This is a genomic window from Massilia jejuensis (assembly GCF_042656795.1).
GTDB classification, from domain to species: Bacteria; Pseudomonadota; Gammaproteobacteria; order Burkholderiales; family Burkholderiaceae_D; genus Telluria; species Telluria jejuensis.
Map to the genome: position 1 here is coordinate 227,419 of NZ_JBHSMS010000013.1, position 22,813 is coordinate 250,231.

Consider the following 22,813-nt stretch of genomic DNA (forward strand, 5'->3'; position numbering starts at 1 on the left):
GGATCACCTACAACGACGCCCACCACGACATGAAAAACGCAAGAATCGCCCACCTGGCCCTTTGCCTGGCCGCCAGCCCGCTCGCCACGGCCCAGAATGCCGAGCGCCAGCTGCAAGGCTTCACGCGCAGCCAGGACACCCTCGACATCGCCACCAGCGACGGCCGCTACCTGATCAAGCCCTACGCGGACAACATCGTCGAGACCACCTTCATCCCGGCCGGCGAACGCGCCGATCCGGCCTCGCATGCGGTGGCGATGGCGCCGGGCCAGGTGCAGGCGACCCTGAAGGACGAAGGGGCGCGCCTGGTCTTCGCCACGCCGGGCATCGCGGTCACCATCGACAAGCAGCCGTTCCGGATCAGCTATGCCTACAAGGGCAGGCCGCTGGTGGCCGAAAAGCGCGGCTACGGCCGCGGGAAGGAATTCGAGACGATCGAGTTCGCACTGAGCGACGGCGAGGCGCTGTACGGCGCCGGCGCGCGCGCGGTCGGCATGAACCGGCGCGGCCACCGCTTCGAGCTCTACAACAAGGCCCATTACGGCTACGGCAACCGCTCCGAGCTGCTCAACTACACGATGCCGGTGGCGCTGTCCTCGAAGAAATACGCGATCCACTTCGACAACCCGCAGACCGGCTGGCTCGATTTCGACAGCCGCAAGGACGGCACGCTGCGCTACGAGGTCAGCGGCGGCCGCAAGACCTACCAGGTTGTCGCCGGCGACAGCTGGGACGAGGTGATGGCCGGCTACACCGGCCTGACCGGCCGCCAGCCGCTGCCGCCGCGCTGGGCCTTCGGCAATTTCGCCAGCCGCTTCGGCTACCGCAGCGAAGCCGAGACGCGCGCCGTGGTCGACAAGTTCATCGCCGAGAAGATCCCGCTCGACGCCGTCGTGCTCGACCTGTTTTGGTTCGGCAAGGAGGTCAAGGGCACGATGGGCAACCTCGACTGGGACCGCGACAGCTTCCCGCATGCCGAGCGGATGATGGCCGACTTCAAGCGCAAGGGCGTCAAGACGATCGTCATCAGCGAGCCCTTCGTCCTGACCACGTCCAAGCGCTGGCAGGAAGCGGTCGAGCGCAAGGTGCTCGCCACCGACGAGCGCGGCCAGAGCGCGACCTACGATTTCTACTTCGGCAACACCGGCCTGATCGACCTGTACAAGCCGGAAGGACGCGACTGGCTCTGGAACATCTACAAGCAGCTCAAGCAGGGCGGCGTGGGCGGCTGGTGGGGCGACCTGGGCGAGCCGGAAGTGCATCCGGCCGGGCTGCGGCATGGCGGCCGCCCGGCCAACGCGGTGCACAATGTGTATGGCCACGACTGGGCGCGCCTGATCGCCGAGGGCTACCGGAAGGAATTCCCGCAGGAGCGTCCCTTCATCCTGATGCGCGCCGGCTACTCGGGCTCGCAGCGCTTCGGCATGATCCCGTGGTCGGGCGACGTCAGCCGCAGCTGGGGCGGCCTGCAGTCGCAGATGGAGATCTCGCTCCAGATGGGCATGCAGGGCCTGGCCTACATGCACTCCGACCTGGGCGGGTTCGCCGGCCCCGTGCTCGACGACGAGCTGTACGTGCGCTGGCTGCAGTACGGCGTCTTCCAGCCGGTGTTCCGTCCCCATGCGCAGCACGAGGTGGCGCCGGAGCCGGTATTTCGTTCCGCGCGCGCCAAGGTGCTGGCGCGCCAGGCGGTCTGGCTGCGCTATGCGATGCTGCCTTATAACTACACGCTCGCCTTCGACAACAGCCAGACCGGCATGCCGCTGATGCGCCCGCTGATGTTCGTCGAGAACGATCCGGAGCGCGCGGTCGACCGCGCCGGCACCTATCTGTGGGGTCCGGATTTCCTGGTCTCGCCGGTGGTCGAACCGGGCGCGGCGCGCCACGAAGTATTCTTCCCGAATAGCGGCAGCGTCTGGTTCGACCTGCACACCGACGCCGTGCACCGCGGCGGGGTGCTCGAAGTCGTCAAGCCCGTGGAGGCGCATATTCCCGTGTTCGTGCGCGCCGGCGCGTTCGTCCCGATGGCCAGGGTGGTGCAGAGCACGCGCGACTATACGGGGCGACAGATCGACCTGCACTACTACCACGACGCCTCGGTGGCGGCGTCGAACGGCAAGCTGTACCACGACGACGGGGAGACGGCCGGCGCCTACGAGGCGGGCAAGTACGAGATCGTGCGCTTCAACAGCCGGTATGCCGGCGGCACGCTGGCGATCGGGTTCGCGACCGAGACCGGCAAGGCCTATCCGGCCGCCGGGCGCGGCTTCCGCCTGAAGGTGCATAACGTCCAGGCCAGGCCGCGCTCGGTCACGGTCGACGGGCGCGCGGTCGCGGCCAGCTGGAATGCCCGGCACAAGCTGCTCGACGTGCAGGTTCCGGCGCGCAGGCAGCTGCAGGCGAAGGTCGTCGTCGTCCTGTGAACATGCTGTAAACGGGCGCGCGCCCGGGCCATGCCATCGGCGTCCGCCGTCGCCGCGACCGGCTCACGGCGCCGCGGCCCGGCCGCCCCGGCCGCCGGGCGTGCGGCGCATGCGCCACTCCTGCAGCAGGCGCCAGGCGGCGGGAATGACGAGCAGCGACAGCAGCGGCGCGGTGACCATGCCGCCCACCATCGGCGCGGCGATGCGCTGCATGACCTCGGAGCCGGCCGCGTCGCCGAACATGACAGGCAGCAGGCCGGCCACGATGACCGCGACCGTCATGGCCTTCGGACGGATGCGCTGGAGCGCTCCTTCGCGGATCGCTTCGAGCACCAGTTCGCTCGTCAGTGGCCTGCCGGCGTCGAGGCGGCTCTGGAGCGCATTGCGCAGGTAGAGCTGCATGACGACGCCGAATTCGGCCGCCAGTCCGGCCAGGGCGATGAAGCCGACGGCGCTCGCCACCGAGACGGCATGCCCCAGCAGCCAGATGAACCAGAACCCGCCGACGAGGGCGAAGGGCACGGTCGCCATCAGCAGCAGCGCTTCGCCGACCGAGCGGAAGGCCAGGTAGAGCAGCACGGCAATGAGCAGCAGGGTCAGGGGAATCACGGTCGCCAGGCGCTTCGAGGCGCGCTCGAGGTACTCGAACTGCCCGGACCAGCCGATCGCATACCCGGGCGGGAGAACCACCGTTTCGCGCACCCTGGCCTGCATCGCGCGCACCGCCGTCAACAGGTCGACGCCGCGCACGTCCACGTACACCCATCCCGACAGGCGCGCGTTTTCGCTGCGGATCATCGGCGGCCCGTCGGTCACGACGATGGTCGTCACGTCGCCGAGCCGGATATGGGCACCGCGCGAGGTCACGAACGGCATGTCGCGCAGCGCCTGCACCGAGTCCCGGTAATCCTGCGGGTAGCGCACGTTGATCGGAAAGCGCTGCCTGCCGTCGACGACTTCGCCGACGTTGCGGCCGCCGATCGCCGACGCCACCAGCGACTGGATCTCGGCGACACCCAGGCCGTAGCGCGCGGCGCGGCTGCGGTCGATCCCGATATCGATGTAGCGCCCGCCGCCGAGCCGTTCGGCCAGCGCGGAACCGACGCCGGGAAGCGGCTTGACGGCGGCCTCGATGGCGGTGGTGAGCTTGTCGATCTGGCCGAGGTCCGGTCCCGACACCTTGATGCCGACAGGCGTCTTGATGCCGGTCGAGAGCATGTCGATGCGGTTGCGGATCGGCGGCACCCACACGTTCGACAGGCCCGGCACCTTGACGATCCGGTCCAGTTCCTGCACCAGCAGGTCGGTGCTCATTCCCGCGCGCCATTGGTCCTTCGGCTTGAACTGGATCGTGGTCTCGAACATCTCCATCGGCGCCGGATCGGTCGCGCTTTCCGCGCGTCCGGCCTTGCCGAACACGGTCGCGACCTCCGGAACCGTCTTGATCAGACGGTCGGTCTGCTGCAGCAGTTCGGCCGCCTTGGCGGCGGACAGCCCCGGCAGTGCCGAGGGCATGTAGAGCAGGTCGCCCTCGTTCAGCGCGGGCAGGAATTCGCCGCCCAGCCGGGAGAGCGGAATGGCCGTGAGGGCGAGCGCCGCCAGCGCGATGGCGATCGTGGTGCCCGGATGGCGCAGGCTGGCGTCGAGCACGGGGCGGTAGGCCCTGGCCAGCAAGCGGTTGAGCGGGTTGGCGGACTCCTTCGGAATCCGTCCCCGGATCAGATAGCCCATCAGCACCGGCACCAGCGTGATGGCGAGACCGGCCGCGGCGGCGAGGGTGTAGGTCTTCGTGTAGGCCAGCGGCCCGAACAGCTTGCCCTCCTGCGCTTCCAGGCCGAACACCGGCACGAAGGACAGGGTCACGACCAGCAGCGAGAAGAACAGCGCCGGCCCGACCTCGATCGATGCCCGCGCCACCAGTTCCCAGCGCGTGCGGGCGTCGATGGCCTGCCCCGGATGGGCGGCGCCATGTTCTTCCAGGTGCTTGTGGACGTTCTCGACCATGACCAGGGCGGCGTCGGTGGCGGCGCCGACCGCGATCGCAATGCCGCCGAGCGACATGATGTTGGCGTTCACGCCCTGGTAGCGCATGACGACGAAGGCCGCCAGCACGCACAGCGGCAGGGTGATCACCGCCACCAGCGCGCTGCGCACGTGGAACAGGAATACCGCGCAGACGATGGCGACGACGAGGAATTCCTCCACCAGTTTGGTGGCCAGGTTGGCGACGGAGGCCTTGATCAGGGTCGAGCGGTCATAGGTCGTCACCACCTCGACGCCGGGCGGCAGCGAAGGCTTGAGGCTGTCGAGCCTGGCTTTTACCGCCGCGACGGTGTCGAGCGCGTTCTTCCCCGAACGCATGACGACCACGCCGCCGGCGACTTCTCCCTCGCCGTTGAGTTCGGCGATGCCGCGCCGCATTTCCGGTCCCAGCCGGACGCTGGCCACGTCGCGCAGCAGCACCGGCGTCCCGGTGTCGCTCGCGTTCAGGACGATCTGGCGGAAGTCTTCCAGCGAACGCAGGTAGCCGTGCGATCTGACGACGTATTCGGTTTCCGCGAGCTCGACCACGGACCCGCCGGAGGCCTCGTTGGCCTCGCCAATGGCATCGAGCACCTGGCCATGCGAGATCCCGAACCCGCGCAGCCGTTCGGGATCGAGCACGACCTGGTACTGCCGTACCATGCCGCCGATGCTGGCCACCTCGGCCACGTCCGGCACGGTCTTGAGCTCGAACTTCAGGAACCAGTCGTTGAGCGCGCGCAGCTGGCTCAGGTCGAGCCGGCCGCTGCGGTCCACCAGTGCGTATTCGAAGATCCAGCCGACGCCGGTGCCGTCAGGACCGAGTTCGGCGCGCACGCCGGCCGGAAGGCGGCCCTGGACCTGGTTGACGTACTCCGTCACGCGCGAGCGGGCCCGGTACAGGTCGGTCTCGTCGTCGAACAGCACGTAGACGAAGGAATCGCCGAAGAAGGAGTAGCCGCGCACGGCCTTCGCTCCCGGCACCGAGAGCAGGGCCGTCGTCAGCGGATAGGTGACCTGGTCTTCGACCAGCTGCGGCGCCTTGCCGGGGTATTGCGCCCGGATGATGACCTGGGTATCGGACAGGTCGGGCAGCGCGTCGAGCGAGGTGGCGCGCAGCGCGTGCACGCCCCACGCCGCCAGCAGTGCCGCCGCCAGCAGTACCCACACCCGTCCCGCGATCGACGCGCGGATGATGCGCGCGATCACGGCTTGTCCTTGCGCGACACGACCACCTTCTTCAGTTCGTAGCCGTCCTCGCCTTCGACGAACTCGAACTCGACGACCTGGCCGGCGCGGATGTCCTGGAAGGCGCCGGGTCCGGGCTTCTTGAAGTCCATCGTCATCGGCGGCCACTGGAGCGTTGGAATCGGTCCGTGCGACAGCGTCAGGGCCTCGTCCGTGACCTGCTCGACCTTGCCGACGCCTGCATGGGTCGTCGCGGCGGGCTGCGCCGGCGTGCGCGCGGCGGCCGGTGCGCTGCCCGCCAGCTTCGGCAGGATCGATTTCAGGTTCGCTTCCGAGTCGATCAGGAACTGGCCGGACGCGACCACCTGCTGGCCTTCCGCCAGCCCGGCAGTGATCTCGGTATCGTCGCCTACCTCGCGTCCGGTCGCCACGACGACCGGACGGATCCGGTTCCCGCCCTCGACCACCAGCACGACCGAGCGGGTACCCGAAGCGATCACCGCTTCGCTCGGCACCAGCAGCTTCGAGGCGGTTTTCGCGCCGCTCAGGCGTACCCGCATCAGCATGCCCGGCGTCAGCGAACCATCCCTGTTGTCGAGTTCGATCCGCGCCCTGGCGGTCCGGGTCGAGGCGTTCACGCCGGGCAGCAGCTCGCGCACCTTGCCGCGGTAGGTCCGCCGCGGGTCCGCGCTGCCGGTCGCGACGACCTGCATTCCGGGCCTGGCCGCGCCGATCAGCGCCTCGGGCACCTCGGCGAGCAGCCAGGCCGTGTCCATGCCGACCACCTTCGCGATCGTCATGCCCGGCGTGACCTGGGCGCCTTCGCGCACGCCCAGCTCGCCGACGATGCCCGCGATCGGGGCGGTCAGGGTATGCCGGCTTTGTACGCGCCCGCTGCGCGCGAGCTCCGCGATCAGGGACTCGGGCATGGCCAGCGCGCGCATGCGCTGGCGCGAGGCGGCCGCGAGGACGTCGTCGCCGGCGCGTGCGAGCGCCAGGTACTCTTCCTGGGGAGCGATCCATTCAGGCACGAACAGCGTTGCCACCGCCTGGCCGCGCCGCACCCGCTGCAGCGGCGAGCGCACGTGCAGCTTGTCGATGAAGCCGGGCGCGCGGCTCTGGATCACTTCCTCGGCGCTCGCGTCGAATTCGGCGGTGCCGACCAGTTCGAGCGTGTCGGCGACGTCCGCCCGCCGTACCGCCGCGTAGCGGATCCCGAGGTTCTGCTGCAGCGTTGGCGATACCGTCACGCCGGCCGCCGCGTCCTCGTCGGCATAGACGGGCACGAGCTGCATGTCCATGAAAGGGCTCTTGCCGGGCTTGTCGAAACGCTGGCCCGGCACCATCGGATCGTGCCAGTACAGGACGCGCCGGCCAGCCGCGGCGGCCGGGCCGGCGCCACCCGCCTCCGGGGCGGCCCGTTGCGTTCCGAGCCAGTAGCCGGCGCCGGCCAGTGCGATGCCGGCCGCCACCAGCAGGCCGGTTCGCTTCAGGGAGATCGGTTTCATCGCGCGTCTCCCGCAGCCGGGTTGCCGTCTTGCGGGAGCAGGCCCAGCTCGAGTTCGGCCCAGGTCTGCGCCGCTTCCAGTTCCAGCGCATTGACCTGGAGGCGCCGTTCGAGCGCATTGCGGCGTGCCTTGAAGACCGCGCTCAGGCTCCCGGCCGCGCCGCGATAGCCGGCCAGCGCGGCCTGCACCTGTTCCTCGGCTGCCGGAAGCAGGGCTTCGCGCAGGCGGACGATGCGGCCCTGCATGCCGGCGAGGCGTTCGGACTGCGTTTCGATCGCCGAGCGCGCGGCGACCAGCGCCTCTTCGTAGTCCAGCCTGGCCTTGGTGCCGAGTTCCGCCTTCTCGGCGACCTCACGGTCTTGCCGCTGTGCCCGGGCCAGCGGCAAGGGAACGCTGACGCCGAACGACACCATGTTCGAGTACGGGCTGGCGCGTTGGGCGAAACCGAGTTCGAACGACCAGTCGGGCCGGGTGTCGCGCACCGTGGCGGCGGTGTCGGCATCGGCCAGGTCCACGCCGCGCCGCGCTCTGAGGACGGCAGGGTGGCGCCGTTCCAGTTCGGCCGCCTGCGGGCCGGGTGCGCGAACGGCGAGCGCGGGAGGCGTGTCCGGCACCGCGGCTGTCCCCGTGCGGGTCCAGCGGCGCAGCGCGGTCAGCGCGGCGCGCAGATCCTGTTCGGCTGCCGCCACGCCGTCGCGGGCGAGCGCCAGTTCGGCGCGCGCCTGCAGGACGTCGGCGGCGGCGGCCCCGGCACCGCGATGGGCCGCTTCGAGGGCGGCCAGGTCGCCTTCCATCGCGCGGGTGATCGCTTGCGCCAGCGCCACGGCGCGCTGCCCGTGGAGGGCGGCGAACCACGCTTTGGCGGCCGCCACGCGCACGTCGGCGAGCCGCTCCAGGTGCACCGCATCCCCGGCGTCCACGGCGCGCCGTGCGCGCTCCACGCGGGCCAGGCGCTTGTCGCGCGCTACCCATTGCTGCTCGATGCCGATCCGGCGCATCGTCATGAAATCGGCATTCGGACGGAAGGCGTCCGGCCCGGACGCGGGCAGGTTGTCGATGCCGAACTTGAGCATCGGGTCGGGCAGCTGGCCGGCGCGCGCCGCGGCCTGGCGCCCGGCCGCCACGTCGGCCTGCGCCGCCTTGCCGGCCGCCGAAGCGGAGGCGGCCAGGCGCAATGCGTCGGCAAGCGGGAGCGGCTCGGGCGCGGCGCTGGCGCCGGCGGCGAGCAGGGAAAGCGAAACGAGCAGGGAGAGCGAAATGGGCACGGCATGGCGGCGCCGCGCGCCGCCAACGGGCACGGCCCGCCGGTGCGTAAACAAGGACAACATGGTTCCTCCGCGATGGATATCGGGTCCCGGCGGACAGCGGCCGGGCGGTATGCAGGCGGGAGGGGATCAGAGGCGAATGCGCAGGGTGCGAAGGTAGGGCGGGTCGCCCGCGGGGGCGGGGGCGTCGCGCGCCACCGGCAGCCAGGCGCCGGCGTCCGCCGGCGGCGCGACGATGCGCAGCAGCATCGCGGGCGAGGGCGGCGCCGGGGCGGGCGCGGCGTTCTGGTGGTCGACCGAAGCCTGGGTATCGGCGGCCAGCTCGGCGCAGTGCGCCGGCCGTTCGAGATCCATGCCGGCGCAGGGCATGCCGTCCATCATGGCCACCGCATCCGGCTCGACCGTCAGTTGCGGGCACACATACGCGGCCATCGCCATGGCCGACGCCATCATGGCGATGACGAGGAACAGGGCGGTGCGGTAAAACAGGGACGGTCGCGAGCGTCGCATCGGAAAGCTGCCATGAAATCGAAGCCCATTGTAGCGCGGGGATGGAAAACCACCAACACCGGCTGAGGACCGGGCGGGCGGGCGCCGGCGCATGCCCGGATCGACATATGCGCACGTGCCCGATATCATTTCATGTTTGCCGGGAGTCAAGTTTCTCCCGGTCGAGGAGCAAGGGAGCGGATAATGCTAAGCGGATAATGCCGGGCGGACAATTCCGACTTCATTCAACCTACCAGCGACAAGCAACAACCATGCAATCAGCTTTCCGGGTGCGACGCGCCCACCAATGGATCGGCCTCGTGATCGGGGTCCAAGCGCTGCTCTGGATGATCAGCGGGCTCTACATGGCGGTGGTGCCGCTGGAAGTTATCCACGGCGACCACCTGGCGCACCTGCCGGCGCAGCCGCTCGCGCCGGCGCCCGGGCGGCTCCCGCAGGCGCGCCTGCACGAGCGCTACCCGGGCATCACGTCGATCCGCATGAAGAACCTGCTGGGACGAGATGTCTACGAGATCCGGCAGGGAGCGCAGGCGAGCCTGGTCGACGCCGGCAGCGGCGACAGGATCAGCCCGCTCGAACGGGACGATATCGTCGCGCTGGCCGATGCGGCCTATGCCGGCGAAGGCAGTATCCGCGGCGTCGAGTGGGTCACCAGGGCGCCCCGGGAAGTGGGCGCGCGTCCGGTTCCCCTGTGGGCCGTCCATTACGACGAGGCGGGCAGGACGACGCTGTATTTTTCGCCCCATACCGGCGACCTGGTGGCGCGCCGCCACGAGCTGTGGCGATGGTTCGACTTCCTGTGGATGTTCCACATCATGGATTACGAGGAGCGCGAGGACGTCAACAACACCTTGCTGCGCGTGGCCTCGGCGACCGGGCTGGTGTTCGCCCTGAGCGGCGTCTGGCTGCTGTTCTACAGCATCGGCCGGAGGCGTCGAGCATGAGCCACTGGCTGAGGCGTCTTCACAAATGGGCCGGCGTGCTGCTCGCGATACAGTTCACGCTGTGGATGGCGAGCGGCGTCGCCATGAGCCTGCTCGACGCGAACGAAGTGCAGGGGCGCGCGTTTCGCGTCAAGCCGCCGGTGCCGCCGGCCTGGCCGGCCACCGTGCTGGGCCCCGACGCCGTCGTCGCCGCCGCCGGCGAGAGCGTCATGGCGATCTCCTCCGGCTGGCTGCTCGAGCGGCCGGTCTACCGGCTGCAAAACGGCAAGCGCAGCTGGCTGGTCGACGCCGCCAGCGGTGCCGACCTGGCGATCGATGCCCGGCTGGCGCAAGACATCGCCCGCGCCTCGTACGCGGGACCCGGCAAGGCCGGACCGGCGCGCCTGCAGGCGCCGACCCTGGAAACGCGTTCCCACAAGGAACAGGTCTGGCGGGTCGACTTCGACGATTCCGAGGCGACCTCGGTCTACGTATCGGCGCGCTCGGGAAATGTGCTGGAGCACCGCAACAGCACCTGGCGCGTGTTCGATTTTTTCTGGATGCTTCATATCATGGACTACGGCGAACGCGCCGACTTCAACAATCCCCTGCTGGTGTCGAGCGCCGTCGGCGGCCTGTGGATGGCCCTGACCGGCGTGTGGCTGCTGTTCGCCAGCGTGCGGCCGGCCCAGTTCGTGCCGGTCCGCTTGCGCCGCCGCGCAAGCGTCAAGCTGGTCGACGGCCAGGGCGTGCCCCTGCGCGAGGTGGCCGCGGCGGCAGGCGACACGGTCTACCGGGCGCTGGCACGCGCGGGCCTGCAGCTGCCGTCGAACTGCGGCGGCGGCGGGAGCTGCGGCTTGTGCGGGGTGCGCTGCGCCGGCCACGCCCCGGCGCCGACGGCGGCCGACCGCGCGCATCTGTCGCCGCGCAAGCTCGAGGCGGGCATGCGCCTGGCGTGCATGCTGCCCGTGCAGCGCGGTGTCGACGTCGACGTCGGCCTGGCGCTGGCGGCGATGCCGGAGCGTACCGGCGTGGTCACGAAGGTGCTGGCGCTCACGCCCTTCCTGCGCGAGGTCACGGTACGTCCGGCAGGGCCGCTCGCATGCCGGCCGGGCGCCTATGTCCAGATCCACGTGCCGGCGTTCAGGCGCAGCGCGGACGACCTGGCCATTCCGGAGCACCATCGCGCTCACTGGCAAGCGCTGGACCTGCCGCCTGAACTAACCAACGCCGAACCGGTGCGGCGCGCGTATTCGGTCGCGGTCCCGCTGGAGCGCTGCGGCGGCCAACTGACCTTCCTGGTGCGCTTCGTGGCGGGAACGCCGGCCGGTCGCGGCTGCAGTTACATGTACACGCTCAAGCCCGGCGACGAGGTGCGCTTCAGCGGGCCGTTCGGCGACTTCGCGCTGCGGCCGGGCACCCGGCCCAAGGTCTTCATCGGCGGCGGCGCCGGCATGGCGCCGCTGCGGGCGATGCTCCACGAATGCCTGGCCCGGGGCGCGGGCGAACCGCTGCATTTCTGGTACGGCGCGCGCAGCCTGGCGGACGCCCCTTACGTGGACGAAATGCGCGCGTTCGCGCGCCTGCACCCGAACTTCCAGTGGCAGCTGGTGTTGTCGGAAGAGGCGGGGGCGGCTGGCACGCACAGCGGACTGGTGCATGAACTGGTACTCGACCGGCTGCTGCGCCGGCACGCGGATCCGGGTTCGCTCGAGTTCTATGTCTGCGGCCCGCCCGGCATGCTCGCTGCCACCCGGGCGATGCTGCGCGACCTCGGCGTGAAGGACGAGGACGTCGCCTACGACGACTTCAAGATCTGACGCGGCGGGCCGCCATGCGGCCGGCCTATCTCGGCTTGCGCGACGACCAGTGCACGTGCACGATCGTCCATGCGTCGCCGTTCTTTGCCAGCACGGCGGTGCCGGTGCCGAACACGTGCACGGGTTTGCCGCGCACGCTACCGGTGGTTTCGCTTTCTTCCCACACGATCGCCGTATTGCCGTCGATTCGCTCGGTCTGCCTGAGCACCTTGCGCGTCGCGTTCCTGGCGAACTCGATATCGCCGCCCAGGTGGTGGCTGGCGTATTCATCGCGCGAGCGCTCGACATGGCCCGCTTCGTAGATCGCGATGTCGGGCGAGAGCAGGCTGATCGCGCGCGCCTTGTCGCCGCTTGCCAGGGCGTCATGGAAGGCCGCCAGGGTTTCTTTCGGCGAGGCGGCCGAGGCGCTCGAGGTCAGCGCGAGCAGGGCCGACGCCAGCAGCAGGTTCGCCACATTCTTCTTTTTCATGCTTGTTCCTTGTCAGGGAGGTTGGTCAGGCCGCCAGCGGCGGCGGCGTCGAACTGAGAAAGGCGGCCGCGACCAGGGCGGCCACCAGCACGAGCGCCTCGACCTTGAGGATGGCCGCGAAGCGGCGGCCGGGGCGCGCGTCCGCCGCCTGGGGGTCGCGCAATCCCGCGAGCAGGCCGGGCATGACGACGAAGCGGTTGGTCGCGCCCAGCGCGGCCGCGCCCAGGACCAGGGCGATCTTGACGAGCAGCGTCGTGCCGTAGGGGTTGCCGAACACGTTGTCGAGCGTTCCCAGGCCACGCCAGACGCCGAAGGCGCCGGTGACGACGATCCCGGCCAGCGCGATCGTGGCCGACTGCGAGAGCCGCTCGATGTAGCGGGCGCAATCGGCGCGGCTCGCCGATCCGTCGGCCGGCGCGCGGTCAAGGAGGAGCAGCCCCGCCACGATCACCTCGCCCACCCATGCGCTGACGAGCACCAGGTGGACCCAGTCGATGGCGACCGCCCAGGTGAAGCCGCCCGCCGCGCCCGCATGGCTGACCATGCTGCGGCTGTACAGGAACAGGCCGAGGGCGAGCAGGCGGACCGCATCGACGCCAGCCGTCGCCCGGCGCGCGGGCAGGGTAACGCTGGTCAAGCCCACCACCACCAGCGCCGCCGTACCGGCCAGCCACGCGCTGCCGTAATGGGTCGCGCCCAGGACCGAGACGACGGCGGGCCAGGCGCCCGCGAGCGGCACCTCCGCCATCGAGGCCGCCTCCAGCCAGAGCACGGCGACATAAGCGGTCATGGCAACCGCAACGCCCAGGCGCGTCGCGCCGCGCAGGCGGGGCAGCACGGCGCCCGCCCATGGCGAGGCGGCGGTACGCAGCCACAGGTGTGCCGCGCCCGCGCCGACCAGCACCGCGACCGCCAGGTTGAGGACGACGACGGCCGTGCGCTGGGCCTGGAGGAGGTCCGCCTCCACTTACTTGACCCGGAAGCCGAACTCGCCCTTGACCTTGTGCCCGTCGCGGGTGATGGTCGTCCACTGCACGCGGTAGGCGCCGCTGCGCAGCGCGGGAACGGCCGCCACCAGTACCTTGGCGTTGGCGCTGTCGATCGCCAGCTTCGACGCCTGCGTCACCACGCCTTGTTCGTCGACGAGCTTGACTTTGCTGAACGGCAGCTCCAGCGGCTCGCTGAATTGCAGGCGCAACTGGGACGGCGCCGGGCTCACCACGGCATTGGCCGCCGGCGTGGACACTTCGAGTTTCGCATGCGCCAGCGCCGGCGCGGCAAACGCACAGCCGAGTGCCGCCACGCCCGCGGCGAGGATGTACTTCGCTTTCATTGACTTCTCCGGTCAGGACCCCGCACCGCGTGACGGACGGCGCGTGCGGGGCGCACAGGTTTTCCGACGGCTTACTGGGCCGGCTTGAGTTCGACGATTGTCACGGCGCCGTTGACGCGATCGGCCGCGAACTTGACCTTGTCGCCGGTCTTGACCTGGTCCAGCATGGCCGCATCCTTGACGCGGAACACCATCGACATCGCCGGCATGTTCAGGCTTTTGAGTTCGCCATGGCGCAGGGTGATCTTGCCGGCGCCCTTGTCGATCTTCTTGACTTCGCCGTCGACCAGTTCGGCCGCCGCCGTCGCCTTGGCACCAGCCTGGGCGCCGTGCGCGCCGTGCGCATCGTGCGCGCCGTGGCCGGCATGCGCATGGTCCTGGGCGGACGCGAGCCCGGCTGCCGCGCAGAGGGTGGTGGCGAGGGCGAGTTTCGAAAATGCGTTCATGGTGAGTCCCTTCATCGGTGATGGTTGATTGATCAGTTGTAGTGCTTGAATACGCTGGTGCGGCCCTCGGCGTCCACCAGCAGGACGTCGAACGGGTCCTTGCGCGGACCTTCCATGCCGGGGGAGCCGAGCGGCATTCCCGGCACCGCCAGGCCCCTGGCCTTCGGCTTCATGGCCAGCAGGCGCTTGATGTCGCTTGCCGGAACGTGGCCCTCGATGGCATAGCCGCGCACCATGCCGGTGTGGCACGAGCCGAGGCTGTCGGGAATGCCGCCGCGCTGGCGGTAGTCCGAGGGATTGTCGACATTGACCACCCGCGTGGCGAAACCGTTCGCCTTCAGGTGCTCGACCCACGCGCCGCAGCAGCCGCACGATTCGGTCTTGAAGACTTCGATGACGGGAGCGGCCGCCACCGCCAGCAAGGGCATGGCCAGCGAGGCGCCCACTGCCGCCTGTATGAATAAACGTCGTTGCATGAGTCAGTCCTTTCGCAGTTCGATGTGCAGCCTGTCACCCAATGTAATCAGTGGTGGCCCTTGTGGCCAGCAGGCTTACGTACGGTTACTTCCACGTCCTCGGGCCTGGCCGGCGGCATGGCGTGGCCGCCGGCCGTGTGGCTGCGCAGCGCGCCCGGCGTCTCTCCCTTCCACTCGTAGGCCACGCTGCCGGCGGGATGCTTGTACCAGCCCGGGTCCTTGTAGTCGCCGCGCTTCTGGTCCTTGCGCACCTTCAGCACGGTGAACATGCCGCCCATCTCGACCCCGCCGAACGGCCCCTGGCCGGCCATCATCGGCAGGGTGTTTTCGGGAAGCGGCATTTCCATCCCTTCCATCGACCCGCCCTTGTCACCCATGACCATGTAGTCGGGGACGAGCTTGCTGATCTTCTCGGCAACGCCACGGTGGTCGACGCCGATCATGGTCGGCACGTCATGCCCCATCGCATTCATCGTGTGGTGCGATTTGTGGCAATGGAAGGCCCAGTCGCCCGGCTCGCTGGCGACGAACTCGATCGCCCGCATCTGGCCCACCGCGATGTCGGTCGTCACTTCCGGCCAGCGCGACTCCGGCCGCGTCCAGCCGCCGTCGGTGCCGGTGACTTCGAATTCGTGGCCGTGCAGGTGGATCGGGTGGTTCGTCATCGTCAGGTTGCCGGCGCGGATGCGCACGCGCTCGCCCTGGCGCACGTTCATGCTGTCGATGCCGGGGAAGACCCGGCTGTTGAACGTCCAGATATTGAAGTTCAGCATTTCGTTGACCTTCGGCGTATAGCTGCCCGGCTCGATGTCGTAGGCATTGAGCAGGAAGACGAAATCGCGGTCGACGGCGTGCTGCGCGGGATTCTTCGGGTGCGTGACCCAGAAGCCCATCATTCCCATCGCCATTTGCACCATTTCATCGGCATGCGGGTGGTACATGAAGGTGCCGGGACGGCGCGCGACGAATTCGTAGACGAAGGTCTTGCCGGGCTGGATGGCCGGCTGGTTCAGGCCCGAGACGCCATCCATGCCGTTCGGCAGGCGCTGGCCGTGCCAGTGGATGCTGGTGTGCTCGGGCAGGCGGTTGGTGACGAAGATGCGCACGCGGTCACCCTCGACCACCTCGATCGTCGGCCCCGGGCTTTGCCCGTTGTAGCCCCACAGGTTGGCCTTCATGCCCGGCGCGATCTCGCGCACGACCGGCTCGGCGACCAGGTGGAACTCCTTGACCCCATTGTTCATGCGCCAGGGCAGCGACCAGCCGTTGAGGGTGACGACCGGATTGTAGGGACGGCCGTTCGGCGGCGGCGGGGGCGGCTGGGTGGCCGCGCTGCTCATGCTGGGCGCTTCCGGCAGGGTGGCCGCGCCGGCGCGGGTCACCAGCCCGGCGCCCACGAGGGCGGCGGCACCGGTGAAGAAATCTCGACGTGAACGCATTTGTCTTCCTCGTTTAATGTGCTGGAGCCGCTGCCGCGGCGGCGGTGGCGGTGCGCGGGGCGGGCGAGGCGCCGCTGCCGCTGACGGCGGCCTGCAGGTCGGTCTCCGCGAGCCAGTAGTCGCGCTGCGCGCCGATGGCGGCGTTGACGCCCGCGATCTGGGCGCGCGCATCGGCCAGCAGCTCGAACACGCTCACGAGCATGCCGTTGTAGCGCAACAGCGATTCTTCGGAAATCTTCTTGCGCAGCGGGACGATGTCGTCGCGGTAGCTGCGTGCCACGTCGTAGCTGGTCCGGTAGGCCGAATAGGCTTCGCGCACCTGCGACCTGGCGACGGTGGCGGCATCGGCCGCGCGGTGCACGGTCTGCATGTAGGTTGCCTGCGCCTTGGCCACGCGCGCGCCGCCCCAGTCGAAGATCGGCAGCGACAGTTCGATCTCATAGCCGTCTTCGCGCGGCGAACCGGACTTGCTGGAATTGACGTAGCCGGCCTCGAGCACGTTGACGAAGCCGGTCGCTTTGGTCAGGCCGAGCGCGCGCGCGGTGGACTCGGCGTCCAGTTTGGCCAGGCGGATGTCGAGGCGCTGACGCATCGCGAGCGATTCCATGTTGGCTGCCTCGCGCGGCGCGGCAGGCAGGTCCGGCAGCCGGTCGGGAAGCGTGAACGCGGCGTGCGCACCCCAGACGCCCATCAGCCTGGCCAGCTGTTCGCGCGCCGCCGTGGCATCGTGGCGCGCGCGCGCCAGCTGGGTCGCCGCTTCGGCCGCGAAGGCCTGTTCGCGCGCCTGGTCCAGGGCGCTGAGGTTGCCCACCCGGGCCATGCGCCGGGCCAGCTCGGAACTGGCCGCGGCCGCTTCGCGCACCTGCTCGGCATAGCGCGCGGACTGGCCCGCCGCCACCGCGTTGAACCAGGCCCTGCGGGTGTCGGCCGCCAGGCGCACGGCCTGGGTCGCGGCGACCAGCTTGGCGCTCTCGAAGCGGCGCCCCTCGATCTCGCGGCGCAGCGGAATCGTCAGCAGGCCGACCAGGTCGAAGATGACGCTGCGCTCGATCTCGGTCTCGCCGGCGCCGGACAGGCGGCTGAAGCCGAAGCCCGGATTGGCCATGCGCCCGGCCTGCACCAGGTCCGCCTCGGCCACGCCGAGTCCGGCCAGCGAGGCGCGCAGGCCGCGGTTGTTGAGCAGGGCGGCACGCACGGCGCCGTCCGCCGAGACCGGTCCCTCGAGCAGCCGGTCGAGCTCGGCCTGGACCGTGCCGGCGCCGGCGCCGGGAAGCCGCAGGTCCTGTCCGGTGCGCTCGGCCGTCATGGCCGACACCGCGTCCAGGCCGCCGTCTTTGGAGAAGCTGGCGCAGCCGCCGAGCGCGAGGATGGCGACGCCCGCCGCAAGCGTGCGCAGCGAAGCGATGGAGGATGTTCGTGACATTGTTCCGCCTGCTTTCAATGATGATGTTGGTCGTGCCCGGCGGCCGGCCGTGGCGCCGCGGGTTGCGCCGCTGACTCCACTTTCGGCGGCGCTGCCGCGGCCGGGGCCGGGTGCGCATGGGCGGGTTCGACCGCCTGAGTGGGGCCATGGCCCGCATGGCCGCCGTGCTGCGGCGCCGCCGACAGCGCGTCGTTGGCCGCGCGCCAGAGCTGGTCGGGCGTCCGGCCGGCGTCGGGCGTGCGCGGCGCCTCCTGGAAGGCGGACACATAGACCAGTGGCGGCACCGGCGCGGCCGGGTCGGACGGGTCGGAAACGCGGTCGGATTGGCCGGCGTGCGCGGCATCGGGCGCGCCGAGGGCGGCCAGCAGGACGCCGAGGACGGCGGCCGGGAGCGTGATGTTCATTGTCGATCCTCGAAATCGGAAACAGGGATGCGCAGGCGCGCATGCGTTCGGACGCGGGAGGGCGGCAGGAAGGACCTGCCGGCTCGGCGCTGGTTGCGATCAGGCGGATTTAGTGCCGGGGAGGCCGCTGGGGGCCATCCTGGATGAAGGCGACGGCAAACACGGGCGGCGCGACGATGACGGCATCGGAACCGTCGAACGCGGGGGCGGGAAGATGGGACGAAGGCGGCGCGACCGCGCCGAGGCAAAAGGCCGAACAGGCGCTGCAGGACGAGTGGGACAGCTTGCCGGCGTGATCGGCCGGCGCATCGCCGTCGGCGCTTGCGGCCTGCGGCGCATGACCGGCACCGTGGCCGGCGTGGACGCCGGCTTCCATGTCATGACCGACGACGGCATGGTTGCCGGCATCGTGGATGCCGGCGAGGTGGCTGCCGGCATCCTGGCTGGACTGCCGGTGAACCGGCGCGCATGTCATGCCGAAGCTGCCGGCAACCGCTTGCAACGGAAGCAGGGCCACGAGCAGGCAAACGAGCAGTTTCTTGAAGATGCGGTCCATAGTGGCCCGGAGTATAGCACGACCGATTGCCCGCGGCGGACGGCCTCGGGCGGGGCCGGCGTGCTAGTTCGCCGGCGCGTCGATCCGGTAGGCCCACCCCTTCAGGCTGCGTTTTGCGGCGCTGCCAGGCAGCGTGTACCGCTGCGGCACCCCGCTCAGGTTGACCGCGACCGACACCACGTTGCCGTCCTTTTCGCGCCGGAAGGCGAACACCTTGTCGGTGCCGGTTTCCAGGACCGTCACCGGGCCGCCGTACTGGCCATTCCACAGCGCCCGGTTCTCGTGCTTGAGCTTGAGGAGGCCGGCATAGAAGGAGGCGTATGGATAGCCCTTCCAGTCGATCGGATCCTTCTCGAAGAATGCAAGGCGCTTGTCCAGGCCCGCTTCCTGCCCGCCGTAGATGAGCGGCATGCCCGGCAGCGTGGCCGCGAGTACCGCCATCGCCTTGAATGCCGGCCCGTAGTGCTCGGTGTCGCTGCCCTGCCAGGAGTTCTCGTCGTGGTTGCTGGTAAAGCGCATGCGGTAGGCATGCGCCGGGTAGGGCACGGGCGGCTGCGCGAGGAAGGTGCGCAGTGCGCGGGCGTCGGACTTGCCCTTGGCGATGTCCTTGAAGAGGGCCAGCGTGTCCCAGCCGTAGCTCATGTCGAAGGCGCTGTGCAGTTCCGGCTGCCAGGCTTCGGCCAGCATGAACACCGGCTTGATCTTCTCGAGCTCGACGCGGGTCTGCTCCCAGAAGGCGGTCGGCACCTTGGCCGCCACGTCGGCGCGGAAACCGTCGATGCCGGCCTCGCGCACCCAGAAGGCCATCGCATCGCCCATGCCTTTCCACAGCGCCGGCTGCTTCCAGTCGAGCCCGGTTACATCGGTCCAGTACTCGGGCTCGGCGCCGTCGAGATAGGTGACCGGATAGATCTCGCCCTTGTCGTTCTTCAGGTACCAGTCCTTGTGCTCGACCGTCCACGGGTGGTCGAACGCGGTGTGGTTGGCGACCCAGTCGAGAATGACCTTCAAGCCCAGGCCGTGCGCCTGCTTCACCAGGCGCTTGAAGTCGTCCATCGTACCGAACTCGGGATTGACGGCCGTGTAGTCGCGCACCGCGTAGTAGCTGCCGAGCTTGCCCTTGCGGTTCAGCTCGCCGATCGGCTGCACCGGCATCAGCCAGAGGATGTCGACTCCCATCTTGCGCAGGCGCGGCAGGTGGGCGGCGAAGGCGTTGAAGCTGCCTTCCTTCGTGTACTGCCGGATATTGACTTCGTAAATGTTCGCATTGCGCGACCAGGCGACGTGGTCCGCCGCGGCGGGCAGCTGGGCTGCGCCGGCCTGGAGCGGGCCGTATGCGGTGCAGAGGGCGAAAGCGAGCAGGCAAAGGGAGCGTGCGGCGTGTCTCATGGTGTCCTTGTTGATGATGTCCTTGGTGTGCGGCCAGGTTCGCGGCCAGGTTCGCGGCGAATACTGCCGGTCCGGCAAGCTTACCCGCCTCCTCGACGCCCTGACAAGCACTATTTCTGTAGTTTTAGTACATGCGTGGCTGGAAATCCGCATGGGAAGGATATCGTTCTCCCCCGAATGAGGTAGTACTCCTACTTCACAAGGCGGGTTCGAGCGGTCCCACTGCCCGACGCCCTCGCACGGATCGATGGCTGGAAGATGGCGCACGCGGGAGAACGCTCGCTCGAACGCCGGCCGCGCGCCATCATGGTCGTCGTCCCGGGCGGCGCGACGTCCACCATGCAGGCGGAGCTTTTACCGGTCGTTTGATGCACATCAATCCAACAAGGTGCAGCGCGGCGAGGGCCGTCGTAAGCTCGGGATACGGCGCGCAGCACCGTCGGGGGAGCCGGCGGCGTTCCCGCGCATGGAGGACACTTTGCACCGATCAGTCCAGGCAGTCGGCCGGTTCCGTCATCCCGGCAGCGGGAATGACCTGCCCGGCGCCGCGTACCGGAGCCTCTGCGCGGTCCTGCCTGCCGGGCGCGCAGCCCCGGCGCACGGCCCGGCGCGGCGCCGCCGGTGCGGTTTCGGGCCGCTGCCGGCATGGGGCCGGCGATGAACCGCAAGCCGGCCTGGCGCCTGGGCGCGGCGGCACTGGTCGTGCTGGCCGCGCTCGGCGCCGCCCAGGCCTGGCGCCAGACGCGCCCGCAGGGGCCGGGGCCGGGCTTTGTCAGCGGCAACGGACGCATCGAGGCGACCGAGATCGATATCGCCGCCAAGGCCCCGGGACGCGTGGCCCAGGTGCTGGTCGAGGAGGGCGACCTGGTCGCGGCCGGCCAGGTGGTCGCGACCATGGATTTGCAATCCCTGCGCGCCGAGCGCGGCGAAGCGCTGGCACGCGAGCGCCAGGCGCGCGATGCGGTCGCCGCGGCCGAGGTCGAGGTGGCGATGCGGCGCAGCGATGCCGCCGCGGCCGCCGCCGTGCTGAGCCAGCGCTTGAGCGAGCTCGACGCTGCCCAGCGGCGCCTGCGCCGCTCCACCACGCTGGCGGCGGCCGGCGCCACCGCGTCGCAGGAACTCGACGACGACGCGGCCCGGGTGCGCGGCGCCGAGGCGGCCGTGGAGGCGGCACGGGCCCAGCGCCAGGCAGCCGCGGCGGCGGTCGAGGCGGCCCGCGCCAGGGTGGTCGGCGCACGCTCGGCGGTCGGGGTGGCGCTGGCCACGACCGCGCGCATCGACGCCGCGCTCGAGGAAGCCGTGCTGCGCGCGCCGCGCGCCGGCCGCATCCAGTACCGCGTGGCCCAGCCGGGCGAGGTCCTGGCCGGCGGCGGCACGGTGCTCAACCTGATCGACCTGACCGACGTCTACATGACCTTCTTCGTGCCGGAGACGGCCGCGGGCCGCCTGGCCCTGGGCGGCGAGGTGCGCCTGCGCCTGGACGCGGCGCCCGGTTTCATCGTTCCGGCGCGCATCACCTATGTCGCCAGCAGCGCCCAGTTCACGCCCAAGTCGGTCGAGACGGCGAGCGAGCGCCAGAAACTGATGTTCCGGGTCAAGGCCCAGGTCGACCGGCGCGTGCTGGAACGCTATGCGGGCTATGTCAAGGCCGGGGTGCCGGGCGTGGCCTGGGTCCGGCTCGACCCGGGCCAGCCATGGCCGCCCGACTTGGCCTTGCGGGGCGAGCGATGAGCGCCCCGCCGGCGGCCCGGGTGACCGGCCTGCGCCTGCGCTACCGGCGCACGCTGGCCCTGGACGACATCTCCCTGGACCTGCCGGCGGGCGCAGTCACGGGCCTGATCGGGCCGGACGGCGTCGGCAAGTCGAGCTTGCTGGCGGTACTGGCCGGCGCGCGCCGGATCCAGCAGGGCAAGGTCGAGGTGCTGGGCGGCGACATGCGGCGCGCCGCCCACCGCGCGCGCATTTGCCCGCGCATCGCCTACATGCCGCAGGGACTCGGACGCAACCTGTACCCGACCCTCTCGGTGGCCGAGAACCTGGATTTTTTCGGCCGCCTGTTCGGGCACGACGGCCCGGCGCGGCGCGCCCGCATCGACGCCCTGACGCACGGCACCGGCCTGCATCCCTTCCTGGCCCGGCCGGCCGGGCAGCTCTCGGGCGGCATGAAGCAGAAGCTCGGCTTATGCTGCGCCCTGATTCATGACCCCGACTTATTAATACTGGACGAGCCGACCACCGGCGTCGATCCGTTGGCGCGGGTCCAGTTCTGGGAACTGATCGGCGCCATCCGCCAGGGCAGGCCCGGCCTGACCGTGCTGGTTGCCACGGCCTACATGGACGAAGCCGAGCATTTCGACTGGCTCGTCGCGCTGGATGCGGGCCGGGTGCTGGCGACCGGCACGCCGCGCCAGCTGCGCGCGCGCACCGGCTCGGCCGACCTCGAGCAGGCTTTCGTGGGGCTCCTGCCCGTGGCGCGCCGGTCCGGCTACCGGCCGCTGGCGCCGCCATCGGCGCCGCCGGCGCGCGAGGGCGCGGCGGCGGTCGAGGCGCGCGGGCTGTGGCGCCGCTTCGGCGACTTCGTGGCGGTGCAGGACGTCAGCTTCCGGATCGGACGCGGCGAAATCTTCGGCTTCATCGGCTCGAACGGCTGCGGCAAGACGACGACCATGAAAATGCTGGCCGGCCTGCTGGCGCCGAGCCAGGGCCAGGCCTGGATACTGGGCGAGCCCGCCGGCCGCCACGATGCCGCCGCGCGCCGCCGCGTCGGCTACATGTCGCAGGGCTTTTCCCTGTACCAGGAATTGAGCGTGCGCCAGAACCTGCTGCTGCACGCGCGCCTGTTCGACCTGCCCGGGGAGGCGGCCGCCGAACGCTGTGCGGCGCTGGCCGGGCGCTTCGGCCTGGCGCCGGTGCTCGACGCCTTGCCGGGCAAATTGCCTTTAGGAATGCGCCAGCGCCTGTCGCTCGCGGTGGCGCTGGTGCACCGGCCGGAACTGCTGATCCTCGACGAGCCGACCTCGGGCGTCGACCCGATCGCGCGCGACGGCTTCTGGGCCGAGATGCTGGCCCTGTCGCGCGACGAGGGCGTGACGATCTTCATCTCGACCCATTTCATGAACGAGGCCGAACGCTGCGACCGCGTGGCCTGATGTACGCCGGCCGGGTGCTGGCCACCGGCGCCCCGGCCGAACTGGCGCGGGCACGCGGCTGCGGCGACCT

18 protein-coding genes and 1 pseudogene are annotated in these 22,813 nt (G+C 70.1%); 5 read left to right on the forward strand and 14 right to left on the reverse strand.

Going from position 1 to position 22,813, the window contains the following annotated elements; all coding sequences use genetic code 11:
* The first annotated feature begins 29 nt into the window (after window positions 1-29).
* Window positions 30-2,423, forward strand: coding sequence for a glycoside hydrolase family 31 protein (locus tag ACFPOU_RS04195; protein WP_379717511.1), 2,394 nt, complete (start codon window positions 30-32; stop codon window positions 2,421-2,423).
* Between the two features lie 63 nt (window positions 2,424-2,486).
* Here the strand turns inward: ACFPOU_RS04195 and ACFPOU_RS04200 are convergent, their stop codons facing one another.
* The 4 genes from ACFPOU_RS04200 to ACFPOU_RS04215 form a co-directional block, all read right to left on the reverse strand.
* Window positions 2,487-5,654, reverse strand: coding sequence for an efflux RND transporter permease subunit (locus ACFPOU_RS04200; RefSeq protein ID WP_379717513.1), 3,168 nt, complete (start codon window positions 5,652-5,654; stop codon window positions 2,487-2,489).
* The gene (locus tag ACFPOU_RS04205) at window positions 5,651-7,141 is read right to left on the reverse strand and encodes an efflux RND transporter periplasmic adaptor subunit (protein WP_379717515.1); all 1,491 of its coding nucleotides are present in this window, start codon (window positions 7,139-7,141) and stop codon (window positions 5,651-5,653) included. The genes ACFPOU_RS04200 and ACFPOU_RS04205 overlap by 4 nt, the downstream gene beginning before the upstream one ends.
* Entirely contained in the window at window positions 7,138-8,469 is a 1,332-nt protein-coding gene (locus ACFPOU_RS04210) for a TolC family protein (RefSeq protein WP_379717517.1), read from the reverse strand. The genes ACFPOU_RS04205 and ACFPOU_RS04210 overlap by 4 nt, the downstream gene beginning before the upstream one ends.
* A gap of 66 nt (window positions 8,470-8,535) precedes the next feature.
* Complete coding sequence (locus ACFPOU_RS04215; protein ID WP_379717519.1) at window positions 8,536-8,916, reverse strand: hypothetical protein; 381 nt, start codon at window positions 8,914-8,916, stop codon at window positions 8,536-8,538.
* 251 nt (window positions 8,917-9,167) lie between these two features.
* On the opposite strand from ACFPOU_RS04215, the gene ACFPOU_RS04220 reads away from it, so the two are divergent.
* Together ACFPOU_RS04220 and ACFPOU_RS04225 are read left to right on the forward strand one after the other, a co-directional pair.
* Window positions 9,168-9,860 carry a PepSY domain-containing protein gene (locus tag ACFPOU_RS04220; RefSeq protein WP_379717521.1) on the forward strand — a complete coding sequence of 231 codons (693 nt, stop codon included), beginning with the start codon at window positions 9,168-9,170 and terminating at the stop codon, window positions 9,858-9,860.
* On the forward strand, window positions 9,857-11,659 hold the full coding sequence (locus tag ACFPOU_RS04225) for a 2Fe-2S iron-sulfur cluster-binding protein (RefSeq protein ID WP_379717523.1): 1,803 nt from the start codon (window positions 9,857-9,859) through the stop codon (window positions 11,657-11,659). Before ACFPOU_RS04220 ends, ACFPOU_RS04225 begins: the two co-directional genes overlap by 4 nt.
* Before the next feature lie 25 nt (window positions 11,660-11,684).
* On the opposite strand, the gene ACFPOU_RS04230 is transcribed toward ACFPOU_RS04225, so the two are convergent.
* From ACFPOU_RS04230 to ACFPOU_RS04275, 10 genes are all read right to left on the reverse strand, one after another.
* The gene (locus ACFPOU_RS04230; protein ID WP_379717525.1) at window positions 11,685-12,128 is read right to left on the reverse strand and encodes a YybH family protein; all 444 of its coding nucleotides are present in this window, start codon (window positions 12,126-12,128) and stop codon (window positions 11,685-11,687) included.
* A gap of 25 nt (window positions 12,129-12,153) precedes the next feature.
* A complete protein-coding gene (locus ACFPOU_RS04235) occupies window positions 12,154-13,095 on the reverse strand; it encodes a copper resistance D family protein (RefSeq protein ID WP_379717527.1) in 942 nt (313 codons plus the stop codon).
* The gene (gene copC, locus ACFPOU_RS04240) at window positions 13,096-13,461 is read right to left on the reverse strand and encodes a copper homeostasis periplasmic binding protein CopC (RefSeq protein ID WP_379717529.1); all 366 of its coding nucleotides are present in this window, start codon (window positions 13,459-13,461) and stop codon (window positions 13,096-13,098) included.
* A 71-nt stretch (window positions 13,462-13,532) separates the two neighbouring features.
* Window positions 13,533-13,907, reverse strand: a complete 375-nt coding sequence (locus tag ACFPOU_RS04245; RefSeq protein ID WP_379717531.1) for a copper-binding protein — start codon at window positions 13,905-13,907, stop codon at window positions 13,533-13,535.
* 32 nt (window positions 13,908-13,939) lie between these two features.
* Window positions 13,940-14,383, reverse strand: coding sequence for a DUF411 domain-containing protein (locus tag ACFPOU_RS04250; RefSeq protein WP_379717533.1), 444 nt, complete (start codon window positions 14,381-14,383; stop codon window positions 13,940-13,942).
* Window positions 14,384-14,430: 47 nt separating this feature from the next.
* Complete coding sequence (locus tag ACFPOU_RS04255) at window positions 14,431-15,822, reverse strand: multicopper oxidase family protein (RefSeq protein ID WP_379717535.1); 1,392 nt, start codon at window positions 15,820-15,822, stop codon at window positions 14,431-14,433.
* Between the two features lie 13 nt (window positions 15,823-15,835).
* Window positions 15,836-17,245, reverse strand: a complete 1,410-nt coding sequence (locus tag ACFPOU_RS04260) for a TolC family protein (protein ID WP_379717537.1) — start codon at window positions 17,243-17,245, stop codon at window positions 15,836-15,838.
* A 14-nt stretch (window positions 17,246-17,259) separates the two neighbouring features.
* Window positions 17,260-17,649: a hypothetical protein gene (locus tag ACFPOU_RS04265; RefSeq protein WP_379717539.1), complete on the reverse strand. Its 390-nt coding sequence runs from the start codon at window positions 17,647-17,649 to the stop codon at window positions 17,260-17,262.
* A 109-nt stretch (window positions 17,650-17,758) separates the two neighbouring features.
* On the reverse strand, window positions 17,759-18,205 hold the full coding sequence (locus tag ACFPOU_RS04270) for a hypothetical protein (protein WP_379717541.1): 447 nt from the start codon (window positions 18,203-18,205) through the stop codon (window positions 17,759-17,761).
* 63 nt (window positions 18,206-18,268) lie between these two features.
* Entirely contained in the window at window positions 18,269-19,594 is a 1,326-nt protein-coding gene (locus ACFPOU_RS04275; RefSeq protein ID WP_379717543.1) for an alpha-amylase family glycosyl hydrolase, read from the reverse strand.
* 657 nt (window positions 19,595-20,251) lie between these two features.
* On the opposite strand from ACFPOU_RS04275, the gene ACFPOU_RS04280 reads away from it, so the two are divergent.
* Complete coding sequence (locus ACFPOU_RS04280; protein WP_379717545.1) at window positions 20,252-21,325, forward strand: HlyD family secretion protein; 1,074 nt, start codon at window positions 20,252-20,254, stop codon at window positions 21,323-21,325.
* A pseudogene (locus ACFPOU_RS04285) lies at window positions 21,289-22,813 on the forward strand (ATP-binding cassette domain-containing protein); the annotation flags it as partial. The gene ACFPOU_RS04280 and the pseudogene ACFPOU_RS04285, both read left to right, overlap by 37 nt.